Origin of the sequence: Thermostichus lividus PCC 6715 (genome assembly GCF_002754935.1) — a bacterium.
GTDB lineage: Bacteria > Cyanobacteriota > Cyanobacteriia > Thermosynechococcales > Thermosynechococcaceae > Thermosynechococcus > Thermosynechococcus lividus.
The window spans coordinates 1,043,975-1,062,733 of the sequence record NZ_CP018092.1 but is presented as its reverse complement, the minus strand read 5'-3'; the positions used below and the strand labels follow the sequence as shown (position 1 = coordinate 1,062,733).

17 protein-coding genes, 1 tRNA gene, 1 pseudogene and 1 riboswitch are annotated in these 18,759 nt (G+C 53.3%); of the genes and pseudogenes, 13 read left to right on the top strand and 6 right to left on the bottom strand.

Features of this window, described 5'->3' with window-relative positions; genetic code table 11:
- The first annotated feature begins 74 nt into the window (after window positions 1-74).
- A riboswitch (cyclic di-AMP (ydaO/yuaA leader) is annotated at window positions 75-211 on the top strand.
- 88 nt (window positions 212-299) lie between these two features.
- The gene (locus BRW62_RS05335; RefSeq protein WP_198406173.1) at window positions 300-1,655 is read left to right on the top strand and encodes an ArsB/NhaD family transporter; all 1,356 of its coding nucleotides are present in this window, start codon (window positions 300-302) and stop codon (window positions 1,653-1,655) included.
- 23 nt (window positions 1,656-1,678) lie between these two features.
- On the opposite strand, the gene BRW62_RS05330 is transcribed toward BRW62_RS05335, so the two are convergent.
- Window positions 1,679-2,890: an ISL3 family transposase gene (locus BRW62_RS05330; RefSeq protein ID WP_099798592.1), complete on the bottom strand. Its 1,212-nt coding sequence runs from the start codon at window positions 2,888-2,890 to the stop codon at window positions 1,679-1,681.
- A gap of 56 nt (window positions 2,891-2,946) precedes the next feature.
- Between BRW62_RS05330 and BRW62_RS15110 the strand changes: the two are divergent.
- Window positions 2,947-3,321: pseudogene (locus tag BRW62_RS15110) on the top strand (RNA-guided endonuclease TnpB family protein); the annotation flags it as partial.
- 71 nt (window positions 3,322-3,392) lie between these two features.
- A tRNA-Val gene (locus tag BRW62_RS05320) sits at window positions 3,393-3,464 on the top strand.
- A gap of 76 nt (window positions 3,465-3,540) precedes the next feature.
- Here BRW62_RS05320 and BRW62_RS05315 read toward each other — a convergent pair.
- A complete protein-coding gene (locus tag BRW62_RS05315) occupies window positions 3,541-4,752 on the bottom strand; it encodes an ISL3 family transposase (RefSeq protein WP_099798591.1) in 1,212 nt (403 codons plus the stop codon).
- Window positions 4,753-4,878: 126 nt separating this feature from the next.
- Here BRW62_RS05315 and BRW62_RS05310 point away from each other — a divergent pair, with 126 nt between their 5' ends.
- Genes BRW62_RS05310 through BRW62_RS13045 form a run of 3 tightly spaced genes read left to right on the top strand, consistent with a single transcriptional unit; the run spans window position 4,879 to window position 6,486 of the window.
- On the top strand, window positions 4,879-5,607 hold the full coding sequence (locus BRW62_RS05310; RefSeq protein WP_099798590.1) for a M15 family metallopeptidase: 729 nt from the start codon (window positions 4,879-4,881) through the stop codon (window positions 5,605-5,607).
- The gene (gene fabG / locus BRW62_RS05305; RefSeq protein ID WP_099798589.1) at window positions 5,604-6,308 is read left to right on the top strand and encodes a 3-oxoacyl-ACP reductase FabG; all 705 of its coding nucleotides are present in this window, start codon (window positions 5,604-5,606) and stop codon (window positions 6,306-6,308) included. The genes BRW62_RS05310 and fabG overlap by 4 nt, the downstream gene beginning before the upstream one ends.
- Before the next feature lie 13 nt (window positions 6,309-6,321).
- Window positions 6,322-6,486, top strand: a complete 165-nt coding sequence (locus tag BRW62_RS13045) for a hypothetical protein (protein ID WP_157768330.1) — start codon at window positions 6,322-6,324, stop codon at window positions 6,484-6,486.
- Here the strand turns inward: BRW62_RS13045 and thrC are convergent.
- Window positions 6,483-7,565, bottom strand: a complete 1,083-nt coding sequence (gene thrC, locus BRW62_RS05300) for a threonine synthase (RefSeq protein WP_376787934.1) — start codon at window positions 7,563-7,565, stop codon at window positions 6,483-6,485. The two genes, BRW62_RS13045 and thrC, sit on opposite strands and share 4 nt — an antisense overlap.
- 133 nt (window positions 7,566-7,698) lie before the next feature.
- Between thrC and BRW62_RS05295 the strand changes: the two genes are divergently transcribed.
- The gene (locus BRW62_RS05295) at window positions 7,699-8,325 is read left to right on the top strand and encodes a histidine phosphatase family protein (protein ID WP_099798588.1); all 627 of its coding nucleotides are present in this window, start codon (window positions 7,699-7,701) and stop codon (window positions 8,323-8,325) included.
- Here the strand turns inward: BRW62_RS05295 and ruvX are convergent.
- The gene (gene ruvX / locus BRW62_RS05290; RefSeq protein ID WP_099798587.1) at window positions 8,297-8,764 is read right to left on the bottom strand and encodes a Holliday junction resolvase RuvX; all 468 of its coding nucleotides are present in this window, start codon (window positions 8,762-8,764) and stop codon (window positions 8,297-8,299) included. The two genes, BRW62_RS05295 and ruvX, sit on opposite strands and share 29 nt — an antisense overlap.
- Window positions 8,765-8,866: 102 nt before the next feature.
- Here ruvX and ileS point away from each other — a divergent pair, with 102 nt between their 5' ends.
- On the top strand, window positions 8,867-11,728 hold the full coding sequence (gene ileS / locus BRW62_RS05285) for an isoleucine--tRNA ligase (RefSeq protein ID WP_099798586.1): 2,862 nt from the start codon (window positions 8,867-8,869) through the stop codon (window positions 11,726-11,728).
- A 28-nt stretch (window positions 11,729-11,756) separates the two neighbouring features.
- Entirely contained in the window at window positions 11,757-12,971 is a 1,215-nt protein-coding gene (gene larC, locus BRW62_RS05280; RefSeq protein ID WP_099798585.1) for a nickel pincer cofactor biosynthesis protein LarC, read from the top strand.
- On the opposite strand, the gene BRW62_RS05275 is transcribed toward larC, so the two are convergent.
- Window positions 12,968-13,186, bottom strand: a complete 219-nt coding sequence (locus BRW62_RS05275; protein ID WP_099798584.1) for an Hfq-related RNA-binding protein — start codon at window positions 13,184-13,186, stop codon at window positions 12,968-12,970. The two genes, larC and BRW62_RS05275, sit on opposite strands and share 4 nt — an antisense overlap.
- 29 nt (window positions 13,187-13,215) lie before the next feature.
- On the opposite strand from BRW62_RS05275, the gene dapF reads away from it, so the two are divergent.
- The 4 genes from dapF to BRW62_RS05255 all read left to right on the top strand — a co-directional run bounded on the left by dapF (window position 13,216) and on the right by BRW62_RS05255 (window position 16,810).
- Window positions 13,216-14,085: a diaminopimelate epimerase gene (dapF, locus tag BRW62_RS05270; protein ID WP_099798583.1), complete on the top strand. Its 870-nt coding sequence runs from the start codon at window positions 13,216-13,218 to the stop codon at window positions 14,083-14,085.
- Complete coding sequence (locus tag BRW62_RS05265; protein ID WP_198406171.1) at window positions 14,072-14,995, top strand: vWA domain-containing protein; 924 nt, start codon at window positions 14,072-14,074, stop codon at window positions 14,993-14,995. The genes dapF and BRW62_RS05265 overlap by 14 nt, the downstream gene beginning before the upstream one ends.
- Before the next feature lie 131 nt (window positions 14,996-15,126).
- A complete protein-coding gene (locus BRW62_RS05260; protein ID WP_198406170.1) occupies window positions 15,127-15,702 on the top strand; it encodes a peptidase in 576 nt (191 codons plus the stop codon).
- The gene (locus BRW62_RS05255) at window positions 15,695-16,810 is read left to right on the top strand and encodes a DUF819 family protein (protein WP_099798581.1); all 1,116 of its coding nucleotides are present in this window, start codon (window positions 15,695-15,697) and stop codon (window positions 16,808-16,810) included. The genes BRW62_RS05260 and BRW62_RS05255 overlap by 8 nt, the downstream gene beginning before the upstream one ends.
- Here BRW62_RS05255 and ilvB read toward each other — a convergent pair.
- On the bottom strand, window positions 16,807-18,615 hold the full coding sequence (gene ilvB / locus BRW62_RS05250; protein ID WP_099798580.1) for a biosynthetic-type acetolactate synthase large subunit: 1,809 nt from the start codon (window positions 18,613-18,615) through the stop codon (window positions 16,807-16,809). The two genes, BRW62_RS05255 and ilvB, sit on opposite strands and share 4 nt — an antisense overlap.
- Between the last annotated feature and the right edge of the window lie 144 nt (window positions 18,616-18,759).

The window sequence follows — 18,759 nt, the reverse complement described above, 5'->3', positions numbered from 1 at the left end:
TCTCCTTAATTTTGACCATAGAAAATCCTCTCTTGAATCCTCGGAAATGGCTGTGCTAAACTCAGCAGCAATTTATCTAAAGCTTGCCTAATCTGAAACCTCAAGATTCAGAACGGAGAACCCAGTGAATAGGGGCGCATTCTCGCCAGAGATAGGATACCACTGAATCCTAGCCCGTCAGCTAACTTCGTCGGCACTCAGTTGGAGACTGGCTGTTGTTTATCACTGCTCAGTGTTCCATGGTTCGGTTTCGCTGCGTTGACCGAAATCCTTAACCCTTGAATTCGCTAGGATTGAACATGTTTATCCAACACTGGCAGCCCCTTGTTGCAGGTTTCATTTTTTTGGGCGTGATCGCCCTGATCATGACCGAATTGATCAATATCACCATTGCGGCTTTTTTAGGGGCAATCCTGCTGGTTTTTCTGAATATTATGACCCTCTCAGAGGCCATTAGCTACATTGGCCGCAGCCATGGCACCCTTGCCCTTTTTTTTGGCGTGATGGTCTTGGTGCGAGCGTTTGAGCCTACCAAGATTTTTGATTATATTGCCACGCAAATGGTGATTTTAGCCCGAGGACAAGGTAAGCGATTACTCTTGGGCATTGTTGCCCTCACCACCCCCATCTGTGCGGTGCTGCCCAATGCCACCACCGTCATGCTGCTAGCGCCGCTGTTACCCCCAATGGCGGCGGAGGTTGGGGTGGATTTTGTGCCGCTAATTATTTTAATGGTTATTGTTTCCAACAGTGCTGGCTTGCTCACCTTAGTGGGGGATCCAGCGACCTACATTGTTGGGGATGCCATTAACCTTAGCTTTACGGATTATCTGCTGCGGATGAGCATGGCGGGGGTGTTGGCGATCGCTGTCATTGTTTTGTGCTTACCGGTATTGTTTCGGCGAATTTGGCGCAAGGAACTCAAGAGCCTTGATCAGTTGCCCCATCCCCAGATTAATCATCCCCGCACCTTGGCGGTTGGCTCAGTGATTATCCTCTTTGTCTTGGTGTTTTTTGTCATTGGCGATGGCACGTTGGTGAAGGTGTCACCGCCAGCCGTGGCCTTGATGGGGGCGGCACTTGCCCTGCTCCTTGCCCATCAAAGCAAAATTGATACGGTAACCCAAATTTTGCGCGATGTGGATTGGGGAACCCTCATCTTTTTCATGAGTGTATTTGTGTTGATTGGGGGGCTAGAGAAAACGGGGATCATTGACCAACTTTCGCAAGTCTTAGCGTTTGTGATTGGTAAAAATATCTTTTTAGGGTCACTGTTGCTGTTGTTTATGATGGGCATTGTGTCCAGTGTGATTCCTAATATTCCGTTAGTGGTGGCGATGGTACCCTTACTGAAAAAATACGTGGTTCAGGTTGGCCTCGCCGGTAGTGAAATTCTCCACCTTGGCTATGGTGGCGATATTCCCAGTACAGTTTTGCCCTTGTTTTATGCCATGATGCTGGGCGCTACCCTAGGGGGAAATGCCACACTGGTGGGTGCCTCTGCCAATATTGTTGGGGCAGGTGTTGCCGAACTCCATGGACGACGTATTAGCTTTAAGACGTTTTTGCGCTATGGCGTTCCCATTACAGCACTGCAACTGGGGGTCTCAGCCCTATTTCTCACGGTTCGATTTTTAATTTGGCCTCGCAGCTAGCGGCTCTATCGTCCGAGTTATGCTTAATCAATAGCTAAATGCCAGCAAATTAAGCAACGTAACTGAAAATTGTCAAAGTTCCTGAACCCATAACCTGACCGCTTGATCAGCTTCAATTTATTGTTAATACCTTCAACAACATCACTATTTGTGTGATTATCAAAATAGGCGGTGACTTCACCAAACCACCGACAAATTGTTCTTACGCTCTCTTGAAAAGAATCCTGAGCTTGAGCTAACCAATCGAGCAATTGAAAGGTTCCATCTTTCCAATCTTTTGCTTGCTCAAAGATGGCTCTAAACGATTCCTTCTCCTGATGCATTCGAGCCAGACTTGGCACTACTTCTCGAATTTCTTCCAGTTTTGCTTTTTGCTTCTGAGTTAGATTTTCCTCCGGCTTCAGTAACGCATATTTACTTTGTTTGAGCGCGGCTGCAATCTGGGCTTTCTGGACTTCATTTACCGTCTGCTCATTCGCTTTACAAATACTTTGTCGAGCCTTATCCAATTCCTGATTCACAATCTTCATAACATGAAATCGGTCGGCAACCACCGTAGCATTCGGTAGGAGTTTATGAACCAAACTTTTATAGTTTCCAGACAGGTCAATGCTCACCTCAATAATTTGATTGAGTACTGCTGCTCCCCATGCCTCAAGCACTTGCCTCACATCTTCCTGCTTGCGAGAAGGCGCAAAGGCAAGGGGAATTCGCCGCTCTAAATCGACCAAAACAACTATGTAATCTCCTTGTCCTTTACCTAAGGAAATCTCATCTATACCTAATCGTTTTAATGAACTAACATCGACGTGGAGTTTTTTTTTACTGACATACTGTACCATTGACCATACTTCTTCATCAGTGAGACCATTTGAAATTGCAACATTATGAATGTCGCTGTGCAAAACCTGTTGCACGATTGACTGAGCAAATCGATCCGTTTGCTTGCGACGATTGCCGATGAAATCGAGCGTTTCACTGAATGGCTTACCAAAAGTTCGACATTTAAACTGGCGACGATTGATCTTAAGAAATACGGTTCGTCCACTGATGCTTAAATCTCGCACTAGATACCAATGATTCTGGTGTAAATGACAAGTTTTTTGTTGGCAACGTGGGCAAATCGCCTCGGTTGTCTTTGCTTCCACTATAAGAATCAATTCTCCCGCAACATCGGTATAATCTTCAACCTCAATTCCAGGTAGGTTGAGTAGATCAGTTAGAAGTAGCTGCATATCTCAGATTTCGTATAGCATGTTACATTAGCATACCAAGTCCGATAGACCCTGCCATTGTTGCTATCGAGGATTTGACAGGCATTCGAGATAGAATCAACCAGCAACCGAGAAACACGACCGAGCGGAGACGGTCTAACAGTTGGGCGTTCTATCAGTTGCGACAATTCTTGGAATACAAGGGTATGAAGGAAGGAGTTGAGGTGGTTGCTGTACCACCTGCCTATACCAGTCAAACCTGCCATTGTTGCTTGCATATTGGGCTGAGGACTGAAAAAAAGTTCAAGTGTGGGCATTGCGGATGGATTGGTGATGCAGACCTAAATGGAGCAATCAATATTGCGCTTTTGGGGCAGTCCGTAACGCTGCCTGGAGGCTCCTGGCTAGCTTGCGAGATAGCCGGAGGGCTACAGAAAGCCTCGCCCTTCTAGGGCGGGGAAGTTTACGCTTGCAAATCTTGCCATATTGACCTAAACTAGTATTCTTGTTTAAGGAAATCAATGGGCGATTAGCACAGTGGTAGCGCACTTCCTTCACACGGAAGGGGTCACTGGTTCGAGTCCAGTATCGCCCATAGGCTAGGAGCCAACTACATCAAGGCTTTTAGGGTTTGTAATTTATTTGAAGTGGCTCTATCGTCCGAGTTATGCTTAATCAATAGCTAAATGCCAGCAAATTAAGCAACGTAACTGAAAATTGTCAAAGTTCCTGAGCCCATAACCTGACCGCTTGATCAGCTTCAATTTATTGTTAATACCTTCAACAACATCACTATTTGTGTGATTATCAAAATAGGCGGTGACTTCACCAAACCACCGACAAATTGTTCTTACGCTCTCTTGAAAAGAATCCTGAGCTTGAGCTAACCAATCGAGCAATTGAAAGGTTCCATCTTTCCAATCTTTTGCTTGCTCAAAGATAGCTCTAAACGATTCCTTCTCCTGATGCATTCGAGCCAGACTTGGCACTACTTCTCGAATTTCTTCCAGTTTTGCTTTTTGCTTCTGAGTTAGATTTTCCTCCGGCTTCAGTAACGCATATTTACTTTGTTTGAGCGCGGCTGCAATCTGGGCTTTCTGGACTTCATTTACCGTCTGCTCATTCGCTTTACAAATACTTTGTCGAGCCTTATCCAATTCCTGATTCACAATTTTTATAACATGAAATCGGTCGGCAACCACCGTAGCATTCGGTAGGAGTTTATGAACCAAACTTTTATAGTTTCCAGACAGGTCAATGCTCACCTCAATAATTTGATTGAGTACTGCTGCTCCCCATGCCTCAAGCACTTGCCTCACATCTTCCTGCTTACGAGAAGGCGCAAAGGCAAGGGGAATTCGCCGCTCTAAATCGACCAAAACAACTATGTAATCTCCTTGTCCTTTACCTAAGGAAATCTCATCTATACCTAATCGTTTTACTGAACTCACATCGACGTGGAGTTTTTTTTTACTGACATACTGTACCATTGACCATACTTCTTCATCAGTGAGACCATTTGAAATTGCAACATTATGAATGTCGCTGTGCAAAACCTGTTGCACGATTGACTGAGCAAATCGATCCGTTTGCTTGCGACGATTGCCGATGAAATCGAGCGTTTCACTGAATGGCTTACCACAAGTTCGACACTTAAACTGGCGACGATTGATCTTAAGAAATACGGTTCGTCCACTGATGCTTAAATCTCGCACTAGATACCAATGATTCTGGTGTAAATGACAACTTTTTTGTTGGCAACGTGGGCAAATCGCCTCGGTTGTCTTTGCTTCCACTATAAGAATCAATTCTCCCGCAACATCGGTATAATCTTCAACCTCAATTCCAGGTAGGTTGAGTAGATCAGTTAGAAGTAGCTGCATATCTCAGATTTCGTATAGCATGTTACATTAGCATACCAAGTCCGATAGACCCTAACTGAAAAATAATCCTTGTATGCTTAGCCTCATATATCCTGTGAACAGGAAACACGCTTAGCGGGTGTGAGCATGGATCAAGATATTCCTATTGCAGAACGCTTACCAACAGACTCTGCGGTTAGGCTTCAGAAACAACCCTTGTATAAACGGTGGGCGATCGCCAGCATCATTGGCTTAGGTTGTATGGCTGGGGGTGTCTGGGTTTTCAGCCGTTCTACGGAACCCTCAGCCGTTGCTGAAGCAGTTGGGAACCCCATTGCGGTTCCCACAGAGAATCTGTTGGGGCATTTACCCTACGAAGAAGCACCCCTGAGTGAGTTAGTGCCCGTAAGTGCCGACGGCCAGATCCAGTTACGCCGAGCGGCGGCGGAGCGATTTCGAGCCATGGTTGCTGCGGCTCAGCAGGAGGGAATTATTCTGGTTCCCCTTTCGGGCTTCCGCTCTAAGCAGGATCAAGATTATCTCTTTTTTCAGGTGAAGGAACAGCGAGGACAACGAACGAGTGAGCGTGCCTTAGTGAGTGCGCCGCCGGGCTACAGTGAACACCATACAGGGTATGCCATTGATATTGGCGATGCCAGCCAGCCCGACACTCATCTTAGCGTGGCCTTTGAGCAAACCCCGGCCTTTCAGTGGTTAGCGGTGAATGCTGCTCGCTTTAGCTTTGAACTATCGTTCCCTGAGAGCAATTCGCAAGGGGTTAGCTATGAACCGTGGCATTGGCGATTTGTGGGCGATCGCCACAGTTTGCAAACGTTTTATAAAGCACGGCAACTAAACGTAAGGAGTGCAAAATGAGTGGGCTAGGGCATCGATCCGTCCTGTTAACGGGTGGCACGGGCGGCTTAGGTCAAGGGGTAGCTCCGGTATTACTGGCTCAGGGCTATACCCTCACCATTCCCTACATTGATGCGGTGGGACGGGAGCACCTTGAGCAGCAACTGGCCGCAGCAGAGCTGGCCAATGTCCGCTTTGTCGCTGCCGACCTCAACAACGAAAGTGAAGTAGCCGCACTGATTAATCGTATGCCCCAACTCGATGCAGTGGTTCATTTAGTGGGGGGCTTTAGCATGGGCGCGACGGCTAACGTTGCCTTGAGTGATTGGCAGCACAGCTTCGCCCTCAACGTTGAAACCACCTTCCTAGTGTGTAAACACGCCCTTAAACGGATGCAGCCCCAACACTACGGTCGAATTGTCACGATTGGTTCACGCGGGGCGGTGGAACCCACGGCTGAGTTGGCCGCCTACTGTGCTGCCAAAGCCGCTGTTGTGGCCTTCACGCGGGCGATCGCTGCTGAAACCAAAGGGATGAACATTACTGCCAATGTAATTCTTCCCAGTATTATCGATACCCCCAACAACCGTGCTGCGATGGGGAGCGACCAAGCCGCGATGTGGGTGCCGCCAACAGCCATTGGTCAACTGATTGCCTATCTCATTTCCGAGAGTGCAGGGGCAATCAGTGGCGCAGCGATCCCCATCTATGGCAACGCCTAGCTAGGTATGAGCCATGGTTTTTCTGGTTCTGTTGAGTGCTCTGTGCTACATCAGCATCCTGCTGACTCAACTGTTTGTGAGTGTTCCCATGGAGTTTTTTGGCTGGGTCCATCTTCCCAGCGTTGTGCTGTGGGGATCCTTCTTGCTGCTGTTGGCTTGGCTCCTAGGAGGTGATTAAAACCCCATGACTTTAGCGACGGTGGCTTCGCTTGGGTCGATGTGGCGATGAAAGCGATCGCTCTCCTGCTGCAAGGCCGTGTCCGGATCCTTCAGGCCATTGCCGGTCAGCACACAAACGACGGTGGCACCGCTGGGCACCTGATCGGCTAATTTGAGTAAGCCTGCCACAGAGGCAGCACTGGCCGGTTCACAGAAAATGCCTTCTTCAGAGGCTAATAGGCAGTAAGCCGTGAGGATTTCAGCATCGGTGACGGCATTAAAAGCCCCTTGGCTGGCCTCCTTGACGGCGATCGCCCGCTGCCAATTGGCGGGGTTGCCAATGCGAATGGCGGTAGCCACGGTTTCTGGATGCACAACCACGGCACCGTTGACGAGGGGGGCAGATCCCGCTGCTTGAAAACCCATCATGCGGGGGAGGCGATCGCAGCGATTTTGTTCACGATACTGACAGAAGCCCATCCAATAGGCGGTAATATTGCCAGCATTGCCCATGGGGATGCACAGCCAATCGGGGGCATTGCCCAAGCTATCCACCACCTCAAAGGCTGCGGTTTTTTGCCCTTCAAGGCGATAGGGATTGACAGAGTTCACTAGGGTAATGGGGTAGGTATCGGCCATCACCCGCACAATGTCAAGGGCTTGGTCAAAGTTCCCTTCAATGGCAATCACTTCAGCACCATAGAGCAATGCCTGAGCCAGCTTGCCCTGAGCCACATAGCCTTCCGGGACGAGGACATAGGCGCGCAGACCCGCCCGCCGCGCATAGGCCGCTGCTGCTGCGGAGGTATTCCCAGTACTAGCGCAAATCACTGCTTCCGCTCCCGCCTCCTTGGCTTTAGAGATCGCCATGGTCATACCGCGATCCTTGAAGCTACCGGTGGGATTAAGGCCGTCGTACTTGACATATACTGAAACATTCCGACCCACCCGCTCAGCAATGCGGGGCACCGGAATCAGGGGCGTGTTCCCTTCATAAAGGGTCACAATGGGGGTGCGATCGCTGACGGGCAAAAAGTCACCGTAGGCGTGAATTAAGCCATGCCAAGCAGGACGAATGGGAGGGGCGATTACGGGCACAGGTATGCAATCAATCAAATGTAAATAAATCTGTGGCCAGCCATCGAGAGCAGCCACTCAGTACGATAATTCTACCGAGGAGTGGAGCAATTGCCAATTTTACCGCGAGTCATGATATTCAGGGGAGGGCAAAATGCGCTTAATTTTAGTCCGCCATGGTGAAGCGGTGGGGAATGACACTGGCGTGATGCTAGGGCGGCAGGATGTTCCCCTCACACAGCGGGGTCGCCAGCAAGCCCTTGCGCTACGGGAGATTTTGCCCCCGCCGGATTTTATCTATACCAGTCCGCTGCAGCGCTGTTGTGAGGCGGCTCGCCTCATGAACCCAATCTCTGGCTTAAAGATTCAGGAATTGGCGGACTTAATTGAGATTGATCAGGGGGTTTTTACCGGTCTGACTTGGGCGCAAGCTCAGGAACAGCAGCCGCATCTCTGTAATGAGTTGGAGGAGCAGGACTGTCTTGTGCCGATTCCCGAAGCGGAGTCGATGGCAGCGGCATGGCAGCGGGCCAAACAAACGTGGAAGCACCTACGCAAACACGAGGATGAGCACTGTGTGTGGTGTATTTCCCACGGCGGATTTTTGCAGTGCTTAGTGAGTGTGGTTCTCGGCAGCGATCGCCTGTGGGGAATCAATATCCCACCAGCCGCATGGTTTGACTTTTCAGTCAGAGTGGATGTAGATGGTCGCTTTGAGGCGGAAAATGTGCGTTGGTGGCAAATTCACGGCTTCAATCTCTCTCTGCCGCCGTCGGCCTAGGCGTTGCTACCGTCGTTTGCACAGGCTGCTTGAGTGCGTCAAGCCACTGCTGCAAAATTAACGCCGCCGCAATTTGATCTACAAGGGCTTTTTCCCGCCGCGGCGATCGCCCCCGCTGCTTGAGAATCTCTTCGGCTTGAAAGGAGGTCAGCCGTTCATCCACGTACTCCACCGGCAAGTCAAGCGCCTTGCCAAAGCGTTCTGCCAAGTGCTGTACCTGCCGCGCTTGGGATCCCAGCTCACCGTTGAGGGTGTAGGGTAGCCCCACCACGAGGCGTTCGACCTGCCGCTCCTGACACAGTTGCCGGAGTTGCTCAAGGTCGTGGGCAAAGCTGCGGCGCTGAATCGTTCTTAAGCCGGTCGCAAGCTGCCCGAGGCGATCGCAGCCCGCCACCCCAATCCGTTTGCGCCCTACATCTAACCCAAGAACAGAAATCACGCCTGCCTTTGATCCCTCTTGATAGCTTGAGCGTGCCCGATCACTTCCCCTACAATTGAAGGGCACGTTATCCTGCTGTTATTCTAAAACCTGCCCGCTGCCATGGCTGACCCCGCAACAGACTACAAAGATACGGTAAATCTGCCACAGACGACCTTTGAGATGCGGGCGAATGCACCCACCCGTGAACCCCAACTGCAAGACTTTTGGGCACAACAGCAGATCTATGAACGGCTGCAACAGCACAATCCGGGCGAGGTATTTATCCTTCACGATGGTCCGCCCTACGCCAACGGTGCCCTTCATATTGGCCATGCCCTCAATAAAATTCTTAAAGACATTATCAATAAATATCAGCTCCTCCAAGGGCGCAAAGTTCACTACCGCCCCGGCTGGGACTGCCACGGCTTGCCGATTGAACTCAAAGTACTGCAAACCCTAAGTGCTGAAGAACGCCAGAACCTTACCCCCCTCTCCCTGCGGCAGCGCGCCAAGGAGTTTGCCCTCAAAACCGTTGCTGAACAAAAACGGAGCTTTCAGCGCTACGGTGTGTGGGGAGACTGGCAGCACCCCTACCTCACCCTCTCACCTGAGTACGAAGCAGCACAAATTGGGGTGTTTGGGGAAATGGTACTGCGGGGCTATATCTACCGCGGTCTGAAGCCCGTGCATTGGAGCCCCAGTTCCAAAACTGCCCTTGCGGAAGCAGAACTGGAATATCCTGAAGGCCATACGTCCCGCAGTGTGTACGCTGCCTTTGACGTACTGGAGCTCCCCCAAGGGTTGGCCGCAGCTTGGTATGAAGCACTCGGGCAGATGGGGGTTGCCATTTGGACGACAACACCGTGGACTTTGCCAGCGAACCTAGCGGTGAGCGTCAACCCCGACTTGACCTATGCTCTGGTACGGGTAGCGCCAGCAAAGCGCCACGCTTACCTGATTGTGGCGCACGACTTAGTGCCGTCCCTCAGTCAAACCCTAGGCACAACCTTAACCGTGGTGACTACCGCCAAGGGTGCCGATCTCGAACATACCCGCTATCAGCACCCCCTGTACGATCGCCAGAGCAAAATCGTTATCGGCGGTGACTATGTGACAACGGACTCCGGTACCGGCTTAGTACATACGGCTCCCGGTCATGGACTGGAGGACTACGCCGTTGGTCAACGCTACGGCCTGCCCATTCTGTCCCCGGTGGATGCAGATGGCTGTTTCACGGCGGAGGCGGGTCAGTTCGCTGGCCTGAATGTCCTCAAAGAGGGGAATGAGGCGGTTATTGTGGCTTTAGAGGCTGCCGGCGCCCTTCTTAAAGAAGAGCCTTACGTTCACAAGTATCCCTACGACTGGCGAACCAAAAAACCCACGATCTTTCGAGCAACGGAGCAATGGTTTGCTTCGGTAGCGGGGTTTCGCGATGCTGCCCTCGCGGCGATCGCCGAGGTGAGGTGGATTCCGGCGCAAGGGGAAAATCGCATTACCGCCATGGTGGCGGAGCGATCCGACTGGTGTATTTCGCGGCAGCGCAGTTGGGGGGTACCCATTCCGGTGTTTTATGACAAGGTGACCGGTGACCCCCTGCTCACGGCAGACACCATTGCCCATGTCCAAGCCATCATTCGCCAGCGGGGGTCTGATGCTTGGTGGGAACTCTCGGTGGCGGAGCTATTGCCCCCCGCCCTGCAAGATCAGGCAGATCGCTACGAAAAGGGCACCGATACCATGGATGTGTGGTTTGACTCCGGCTCATCCTGGGCAGCAGTTCTAGGGGAGCAGCAAGCGGATCTATACCTCGAAGGCTCGGATCAGCATCGGGGGTGGTTCCAGTCATCGCTGCTGACCCGGGTGGCGGTGCAGGGGCACGCTCCCTACAAATCGGTGCTCACCCACGGCTTTGTCTTGGATGAGCAGGGGCGCAAGATGAGTAAATCCTTGGGCAATGTCACGGATCCGCGCGAGGTAATTGAGGGCGGCAAAAACCAAAAGCAAGACCCGGCCTACGGTGCGGATGTTTTGCGGCTGTGGGTGTCCTCGGTGGACTATGCCAATGATGTGCCCATTGGCAAAACGATTCTGAAGCAGTTGGCGGATATCTATCGCAAAATTCGCAATACAGCGCGCTTTTTACTGGGTAACCTCTACGATTTCGACCCACAGCAGGATGCTGTGCCCTACGCTCAGTTGCCAGAACTGGATCGCTATATGCTGCACCGCCTCCATGAGGTGTTTAGCGAAGTGACGGCAGCCTTTGACAGCTACCAGTTTTACCGGTTCTTCCAAACCATTCAGAACCTCTGCACGGTGGATTTGTCAAATTTTTATCTGGATATTGCCAAGGATCGCTTGTACATTAGTGCCCCTGCCAGCGATCGCCGCCGTAGCTGCCAAACGGTGCTTGCTATTACGGTACAAAATCTGGCGCGGGCGATCGCCCCGGTGCTGCCCCACTTGGCAGAAGATATTTGGCAGCACTTACCGTTTGCCACGCCCTACACATCGGTGTTTCAAAGTGGCTGGGTACAGCGTGCGGATCAGTGGCGCGACCCACCCTTGGCGAGCCGCTGGGAGGTGCTGCGACAGTTGCGCTCAGAGGTCAACAAGGTACTGGAGCAGGCGCGCGCTGAAAAGGCCATTGGCTCGTCCCTCGAAGCCAAGGTGTGGCTGTACGTGGCCAACCCAGACCTGCGCGATCGCCTCGAGGCCATGAACAGTGCCGATGCCTTGGCGGGTAATGGTGTGGATGAACTCCGCTATCTATTTTTAGTCTCACAAGTGGAGGTGATGCCGCAGCCGCGATCGCTCAGCTTGAGCTACACCCTTGAGCAACCGGAGCTATGGGTTGGCGTAGGCACCGCCAGCGGGACCAAGTGCGTCCGGTGCTGGAATTATGCCGAGAGTGTAGGGCGCTCTGCAACCCATCCCCAGTTGTGCGATCGCTGTGAAGCGGCCTTAGCGGGTAACTTCTAGCCCAGCGTTAGGGTATTTCGGAGGTTCTATGAACGTTGCCTACTTCGACTGCCCAGCGGGAATTGCTGGGGATATGTGCCTTGGGGCGCTGATCGATGGTGGCGTTCCCCTTGACTACTTGCACGGGCAACTGGCAAAGCTGGGGATTGCAGCAGAGTTTACCTTAACCACTGAAACCGTGCAGCGAAAAGGGCAGCGGGGTCTGAAGGCTCACGTCCAGCTTCACGAGCACAGCCATCCGCACCACCGCCATTGGCCAGACATTCAGGCGCAGATTTTAGCCGCAGATTTGCCCGATCGCGCCCGCGACTGGAGTTTACGGGTGTTTGAAGCCTTGGCGATCGCCGAAGGTGCCGTTCATGGCATTGCCCCCACTGCCGTTCACTTCCACGAAGTCGGTGCCGTGGATGCCCTAGTAGATATTGTTGGCACCTGTTTAGGGCTAGATTACCTCGGCATTGAGCAGATCTACTGCTCGCCCTTGCCCACCGGTGGCGGGACAGTACGGGCCGCCCATGGTCAACTGCCGGTGCCCGTGCCAGCGGTCTTGCAACTCTGGCAAGCCTATCGGGTGCCGGTTTACAGCAACGGGATTGCGAACGAACTGGTGACCCCCACGGGTGCCGCCATTGTCTGTGCCCTTAGCCAAGGATTTGGCACCCCACCCGCCATGACCTTAGAGCGAGTAGGCTTAGGCGCTGGCAGCCATGAGTTACCGCTGCCGAACCTCCTTCGCCTGTGGTTAGGCGAAACCCCCAACAGCCAACCGCCAACCCCCACCACCATTGTGGAGTTGCAAACCCAACTGGATGACCTGCCGCCCCAAGCCTTAGCCTACGCGATAGAGCAACTCTATGCCGCTGGTGCGGTGGAGGTCTTCTGTCAAGCCATTACAATGAAAAAGTCACGCCTTGGGGTGCTCCTGACCGTACTGTGTCCTCTCAGTGCCGAAGCCGCCTGTGTTCAGACCCTCTTTCGGGAAACCACGACCCTAGGGCTGCGCCGCCAAGTGCAAGATCGCTATGTCCTCCAGCGGCAGATCAAAACCGTGACTACCCCGTTTGGCGAGGTGCGGCTGAAATTAGCCACCGATGGTCACGGACACCCCCTCAATGTGCAGCCGGAGTATGAAGACTGTGCCGCCCTAGCACGGCAGCATCAGCAGCCATGGCAGGTGGTGTATCATGCAGCACTGAAGGCGGGGCTAGCCCTCTGGCCACTGGCAAGCTCCCCAGCTCCCTAAGTCAGTTTCGGCTTAATAAAGACAATGGCTTGCTTCCAAATAATCGTTGGTTGGTCATAGTGATCCACCACGCACAGGCAGTTTGCGTCTTGCCAGCGCACCTTTCCCACCACTAGATCACTTGTGATCAGTTTCACCTCAACCTCAGTGCTATCTTTAATTAAGGTCTGTAGCTGGCGGATACTGGGTAATCCCGTCTGGAATTCGTCAGTCATGGGTTCTCCTCTAGTTCCTCTACAATTCTATGAGCCTATCTTTTCAGAAGTACCAAGGGCTAGGTAACGATTTCCTACTCTTAGACAATCGTCAGCAGCCGACCCTTCGTCTTTCGCCACAGGAGGCTCGCCACTGGTGCGATCGCCATTTTGGGGTGGGTGCCGACGGGGTAATTTTCCTACTGGCGGGCACTGGCGACTGTGACTACCAAATGCGGATGTACAATGCCGATGGCTCCGTTGCCGAAATGTGTGGCAATGGCATTCGCTGTCTGGCCAAGTTTATTTTTGAACTGGAAGGCCGCACCTGCGGTGAAACCGTCAGCTACCGCATTGACACCCTAGCGGGGGTGATGGTGCCCCACATTCAAGCAGACGGTCAAGTGACAGTGGATATGGGGACACCACAACTGCTGGCGCAACAAATCCCCACTACCCTAACCGCTCCAGATGCCAAAGTGATCGAGGTGCCCTTGACGGTGGCCGATCGCCCTTGGCTGGTAACCTGTGTGAGTATGGGGAATCCGCACTGTGTCACCTTTGTAGAAGATGTAGCCGCTATTCCCTTAGAGACGCTAGGGCCACTGTTTGAGCACCATGCTGTGTTTCCCCAGCGCACGAATACTGAGTTTGTCCAAGTGCTGGGGGGCGATCGCCTGCGCATGCGCGTCTGGGAGCGGGGGGCGGGGATGACCCTTGCCTGCGGTACCGGTGCCTGTGCCACGGTTGTTGCGGCGGTACTCACCGGGCGACTCAAAGCCGATGCAGCAGGGCAAGCCCAAGCCACGGTTGAACTACCCGGCGGTGATCTGCATATTCGCTGGGATGTTCACAGTCAACATCTGTATATGACCGGACCTGCCGTCGCAGTGTTTAGGGGAACCCTTGACACCCAGTAGCCCCATGTATCGTCAACGACGACCCCTGTGGTCTTATCCCCTCTTTCAAATTCCCCTGATCCTGCTGACGGGGTGCCTGCTCTTGGCGCTTCTGTTTACGCTGTTGGGGTGGGGTCGCCCCAGTGTGGCGGTGGTGCTTTCCTTGGATTTGAGTGGCAGCACCTTTGGGGACAATCCCTTACAGTTTAACCAGCCCCAAACGGTGATGGCGCAGCAGGTAGCCGCGGCCAAACTCTATCTGCAACGCAATCAGCGGGAGTTGGCTAACCCCAATGCCATCATGATCCATGGCTTTGGCCGCAATGTGGTCTTTTTAACCCCACGCTTTGAAACCAAGGCCGATGTCTTGCTGACACAACTCGATCAGGCGCTCAACCGCAGCGATCTTTTAGCTCAGGTGGACCCCAGCGCCACGAACCTATCGGGGGCGATCGCCACCGCCACCCAGCAACTGCAACAGGTTTCTAACCGCTGCCGTGAATTACTGATCATTACCGATGGCGCAGCACCCGTGGATACCGCTGTCGTCACCTCAGCCCAAGGGCAAGGGATTAAAATTAATGCCATTGTTGTCGGGGAGTATGCGCCACAACTGGCAGCCGCGACCCAAGCCACCGGCGGACAATACCGCTCTGGGACTACGGCACTTTTAGAGGAACTGGTGAGTCGTACCTTTTTTGAGAACATTAACACCAATGCCCGCTGGTCGATATTCTGGTTGGGTCTGGCGCTAGTCTGCCTGATGTGGGTGCTGGTGTTGCCCTTAGATCGGTGGTTGTTGCAAGGGCTACTCCAATTACCCATGAATCTGTCGGGGCAACTGGCGCTTGGGAATGCCTTTTTCTGGACCGTTGCTATCCCCATTGTCCTCTGGCGCTTTCCGGGCTGGCCATTTTTGAGCGGGTGCTAAGGAGGAGAGATGCGATCGCGCTGGCGGTTTTCGGTAATTGCCCTCATCGTTGCTGTGGGGGTTGTCCTCAGCGGTAGCTCCCCCTCCCTTGCCCGCCAAAATCTTGCCTTACCCCCCTTACCACCTATCCCTTGCCTAGCTCCCTTGCAGCTCTGCCTCCGGCGGGGGACGACTATTTTACCGAGGTACAGCCGTTGGAAGTGGGGTATCTGCTGTGGACAGCCTTTCCGGTGACCGTGGCCATTGACCCCCCGCCGCGGGATCCCAATAACCTATGGGCACAGGCAGCCCAGCAAGCTGTTGCCGAATGGTCGGCCTATCTGCCACTGCAAATTGTGCCGCCAACCGCTACGGCCAATATTCGCCTCCAGTCTGAGCGCCCCAGCGACCAAAACAACCGTCGTGTCCGAGCGGCGGAAACCAGCTATGAACTGTTTGTGGATAGCAACGGCCTACTGCGGCATCGGGTTCGGGTGGTGGTGCGACCCACCCAAGCCCCCCGCTATGTGCTGGCGGCTCTGCGCCATGAGTTGGGTCATGCCCTCGGTATTTGGGGGCATAGTCCCCTGCCCACGGATGCTCTCTATTTTGCCCAAGTAGCGGATCCACCGCCCATTTCTCAGCGGGATGTGAATACCCTGCGGCGAGTTTACGAGCAACCCACCCGCTTAGGGCAACCCATGCCAGAGGTGGCTTCCCATGGATGAGAGCCTCACCCTTTGGGGCATTTTACTCACCCTGACTGCCTTGGGGCTGTGGCTGGAGCACCGCTATCGTTGGGCAGCACGGGTGGGGGGATCCTTAATTATTTTGCTCCTAGCGGCCTTGTGTGCCAACTTAGGGGTCATTCCCCAACAGTCTGCTGTCTATGACACCATCTATGGGCCAGTGACCTCCTTAGCCATTGTCTGGTTACTGTTGCTTGTGAATTTGCAGGATGTGCGCCGCTTGGGGCGATCGGCCTTGTTAGCCTTTGGCATTGCGGCTGTGGGCACCTTGATGGGGGCGCTACTGGCGAGCCTCCTGTTTCACAGTCGCTTTGGTGGCGACACCCCACGGCTGGCGGGTAGCTTAGCAGCAAGTTACATTGGTGGCAGTTTAAATTTTGTGAGTGTCGGGCGTGCCCTGAACCTCACTGATCTGCTCTTTACCGCAGCAACGACCGCAGATAACCTACTCACGGCAGTATGGTTGGGCTTCACCTTAACGCTGCCCTCAGTCTTGGCACGGTTTTATCCGCAGCGCTCAGCAACAGACGCCTTAGCTTTATCGCCCTTGCCCACAGCCTCGGCGATCGCCCCCCTCGATTTAGCCATTCTCCTGAGCTTAGGCATGGGAGTTTTAGTGCTGGCTACAGCGCTACATCAATTTTGGCCGGTCATCCCAACAGTGGTTTGGCTCACTACCCTAAGTGTAGCCATTGCCCAATTCCAGTGGGTACGCTACCTCCGTGGTACCGGTGCCCTTGGCATGTTTAGTCTCAATCTCTTTTTTACCGTCATTGGCGCGGGAACCCATCTGCCCTCGTTAGTGCCTGTGGGGGTTGAGATTGTGCTGTTTGCCGCCACCATTGTGTTTAGCCATGGGGTGGTGATCTCTGGGCTGGGGTATCTATTCAAACTGGATGTTGAATTACTGGCCTTAGCCTCCCAAGCGGCGGTGGGGGGGCCTACCACTGCTGCAGCTCAAGCGAGCGGTCGCCACCAGCCAGCCCTACTGGGGGTTGGCATCACCCTTGGCCTCCTTGGCTATGGGGTCGCCAATTACCTAGGTTGGGCAATGGCTCAGCTACTCAACTGGTTAGAACTTGGCTAAAGCTTGCTGCCACATTCAGGGCAAAAGCGATGGCTAGAAATCGTCTTGGCACCGCAGTTCGTACAGTACACTAGCTCGGCCGCTTTTTCGAGGGTTGCTTGCTCCGGTAAGCCCAGCATTTGGGCGTTGCTTTTGCCGGGAGCCACCATCGGATAGCAGTTTTCATCCCGGGTCACGTGGGCATCTAGCAAGACTGGGCCATCGTAGGTCAGCACCTCTTGAATAATGTCGTCCAGATTGTGGCGATCGCTCACCCGCAATCCTTTGACACCGTAGGCCTCCGCCAACTTAATAAAATCTGGCATTCCCTTGGCCATATTGGAGTGGGAGTAGCGCTCTTCATAGAAGGCCTGCTGCCACTGCCGCACCATTCCCTGCCAGAAGTTATTAATAATCACTGTCTTCACCGCAATACCGTACTGGGCAAGGGTGGCCAATTCTTGGGAGTTCATTTGAAAGCTAGCATCACCACTGATGCAGATCACCTGCTCATTGGGCAGTGCAACCTTAACCCCCATTGCCGCAGGCAGTCCAAAGCCCATTGTCCCCAAGCCGGCACTAGAGACCCATCGCCGCGGGCCATTTTTCAAAAATTGGGCAGCCCACATTTGGTGTTGCCCCACATCCGTTGTATAAAACGCATCGGGAGCATGACGGCCAAAGGCCACAATCACTTCTTGGGGAGACAGTTCCCCGCTAGGATGCGGCACCACTAAGGGGTAATCTTCTTTCCACGCCTTAATGCGCGCTAGCCACCCATGGGTCATCGGTTCCGGGGGAACGCCTGTTTCGTTGATATGGTGCAGAAGTTGCTGTAGCACTGGCTTGACACTGCCAACAATGGGCACCTCCGGGACGCGGTTTTTACCCACCTCCGCCGGATCGATGTCAATGTGAATGACCTTTGCTCGCGAGGCAAACTCATCCAGTTTGCCGGTAACGCGATCGTCAAACCGTGCCCCCACCGCAATGAGCAGGTCGCACTCGCTCACCGCAAAGTTCGCATAGGCGGTGCCGTGCATCCCCAGCATTCCCAGTGAGAGTGGATGAGATTCTGGAAAGGCACCTTTACCCATTAGGGTTGTGGTGACTGGAATTTGAAACAGCTCAGCAAGTTGGTAAATTTCATCATGTGCTGCTGCTGTAATTGCGCCACCCCCAACGTACAGCAGCGGTCGTTTGGCCTCGCGAATCAGTTGCGCGGCTTGGGCAATTTGACGCACATTGCCGCGAATGGTCGGACGATACCCTCGCAGCTTAACCTGCCCTGGCTCTACCGGCTCGTAGTCGCACACCTCTAAGCCCACATCTTTGGGAATATCGACAAGAACTGGCCCCGGACGGCCTGTGGTGGCAATATAGATGGCCTCAGCGATGATGCGCGCCATATCCTTGGCATCGCGAACCACGTAGGAGTGCTTAACAATAGGGAGCGTAATGCCGTAAATGTCCGTTTCTTGAAAGGCATCGGTGCCAATGGCAGAGCGAGGCACTTGACCGGTGATCACTAATAGCGGTATGGAGTCCATGTGGGCAGTGGCAATGCCGGTGACCAAGTTTGTGGCACCAGGACCAGACGTGCCAAAACACACCCCAACTTGCCCCGTTGCTCTGGCATAGCCATCGGCAGCGTGAGCCGCTCCCTGCTCATGGCGGACTAAAATGTGCTGGATCGCCCCGCGGGATTCAGCACGGTATAGCTCATCGTAAATTGGTAAAATTGCCCCACCAGGGTAGCCAAAGATATGCTTAACGCCATGACGACACAAGGTATCTATTAGGATGTAGGCTCCAGTTGCTTGCACAGGCCGACCTCGTAAGGCAATGATGGTGCTTCTAAATTGTAATTTTCCATACCATCTCTGTCGAGATTTATGTTATTGACTTCTCCCCTCCTTGAAAGAGAGGGGATTCCCAAAGGATGCTACGCAACGGGCTGAAGCCGCGTT